This is a genomic window from Brasilonema bromeliae SPC951 (assembly GCF_012912135.1).
GTDB classification, from domain to species: Bacteria; Cyanobacteriota; Cyanobacteriia; order Cyanobacteriales; family Nostocaceae; genus Brasilonema; species Brasilonema bromeliae.
In genome coordinates this window covers 1-1,854 of record NZ_QMEB01000409.1, presented here as the reverse complement: position 1 = coordinate 1,854, position 1,854 = coordinate 1, and the positions used below count along the sequence as shown (strand labels likewise).

The following is a 1,854-nucleotide window of genomic DNA, read 5'->3' as shown; positions in this document are numbered from 1 at the left end:
CAATTGCGATCAACGGTACGTCTTCCACAGTTCTGCTGTGTGATGCTGCGGGGAAACCTGTAGACGTACCCCTGCTGTACAACGACGCACGGGGAGCAGTGGTGAGCGAAGAGTTAAGAAGCATAGCGCCGGCAAATCATACAGTATTAAGTGCTACTTCCAGCCTTGCTAAACTTCTGTGGATGTCGCGATTGCCCTCTTTTCCTAAAGCCAGATATTTTCTGCATCAAGCAGATTGGCTAGCATTTCTCCTGCATGGACAGTTGGGTATTACTGACTACCACAATGCATTAAAGCTGGGTTATGACGTGGAAGAGTTGAAATACCCAGAATGGCTAGAAAACTTAAAAATAAAAATTCATCTACCAAAAGTAATAACTCCTGGAACTCCGATTGGTGAATTACGCTCTGAGATTGCGGATCAATTCGAGTTTCGTCGAGATTGTATCGTGTGTGCTGGGACAACTGACAGTATTGCAGCTTTTCTTGCCAGTGGTGCCAAACTCCCTGGTGAAGCAGTGACTTCGCTTGGTTCAACACTGGTGCTGAAGCTGTTGAGTCATACCCGCGTGGAAGATTCGAGGTACGGAATTTATAGCCATCGCCTTCCCCCTCTTGACAAGGGGGGGACAGAGGGGGGGTTATGGCTGACTGGCGGTGCTTCCAATACAGGAGGTGCAGTGCTACAGCAATTTTTTACCAAAAGTGAATTAGAAAGCTTGAGTTGTGAAATCGATGAGTCAAAAGTCAGCGAGTTGGATTATTATCCGTTGTTGAAATCTGGGGAACGCTTTCCGATAAATGACTCAAATTTATTGCCAAGACTGGAACCGCGTCCAGCTAGTAATGTAGAATTTTTGCATGGGTTGCTAGAAAGCATTGCTCGGATAGAAGCAAGAGGATATGAATTACTGCAAGAATTGGGAGCTGACCGATTAACCCAAGTTTATACTGCTGGTGGTGGTGCGGCGAATCCTACTTGGAGGGCGATTAGAAAGCGGATTTTGCAAGTTCCTATGGTGCAGTCTGTGAATATGGAAGCGGCTTATGGGACGGCGTTGTTGGCGATGAGGGGATAGCAACGGTATCCTCAGATCTTGCACCTCACTGGTGAGTACGCCTTGAACTCAAGTTCAAGGCTCATAGCCAAAGTCCGTTAAAACGGACTGAAGTATATCCAGTGAGCTTTAGCTTACAGTAGCTCTGAGCCAAGAAATTTATTTCTTGGTGGACGAAAAAGCAGATGCAAGATCTGAGTATCGAGGTTTTTGCCAAAGATATAAACCAAAAGCCAAACCAGCCAGCAAGTCGAATTGGGGAAGCAGCCCCTGCGGGGAATTCAAAAATCAAAAATCAAAAGTCAAAAGTAAGAGTCTTTTTTGACTTTTGACTTTTGACTTTTGACTTTGAGCACAGCGAGTGCTAGGTATTCAAGTGCCCGGAAGTGGCAGTTGTGGTAGAGAAGTTTATCCAAGCTAACAGAACCGTGTGCATTTGATGCACTCCTTGGTAGAATGCAGAGTACCCCTATCCCAACTGGTTGCCACGATTTGAAGTTGGCCCATTGAAGTTGGCCCAGTTAACAGCCGCCCAAAAAAGGTTTAGGAATCTTTCTTTTTGAGGAGGCTGATTCCAGTTCCCACCACCAACAACCAAGAGCAGTTCCGAATCGGAGAGTTCACTCAGGTGCGAACCACCAGAATTCACACAACAGGTCAGTGTGTGTTGTGAGTTTGTTAGTTCGGGTTGGTGGTGTTGTGAGTTTAGAGTTGTGTTTTTCATTTATTTGCCGTTGCATCTGTTATAAATATTACCGAAGCAATTCCTAACACAAAAAAACACTCTTTGTCAAAA

At 45.3% G+C, this 1,854-nt stretch carries 2 protein-coding genes; one reads left to right on the top strand and one right to left on the bottom strand.

The window, feature by feature from the left end; all coding sequences use genetic code 11:
* Window positions 1–1,079 (top strand): FGGY-family carbohydrate kinase (locus DP116_RS28100; protein WP_169158234.1); only part of this gene is annotated, 1,079 nt, incomplete at its 5' end.
* Window positions 1,080–1,527: 448 nt separating this feature from the next.
* Here DP116_RS28100 and DP116_RS28095 read toward each other — a convergent pair.
* Window positions 1,528–1,782, bottom strand: coding sequence for a hypothetical protein (locus DP116_RS28095; protein ID WP_169158233.1), 255 nt, complete (start codon window positions 1,780–1,782; stop codon window positions 1,528–1,530).
* Window positions 1,783–1,854: the final 72 nt, after the last annotated feature.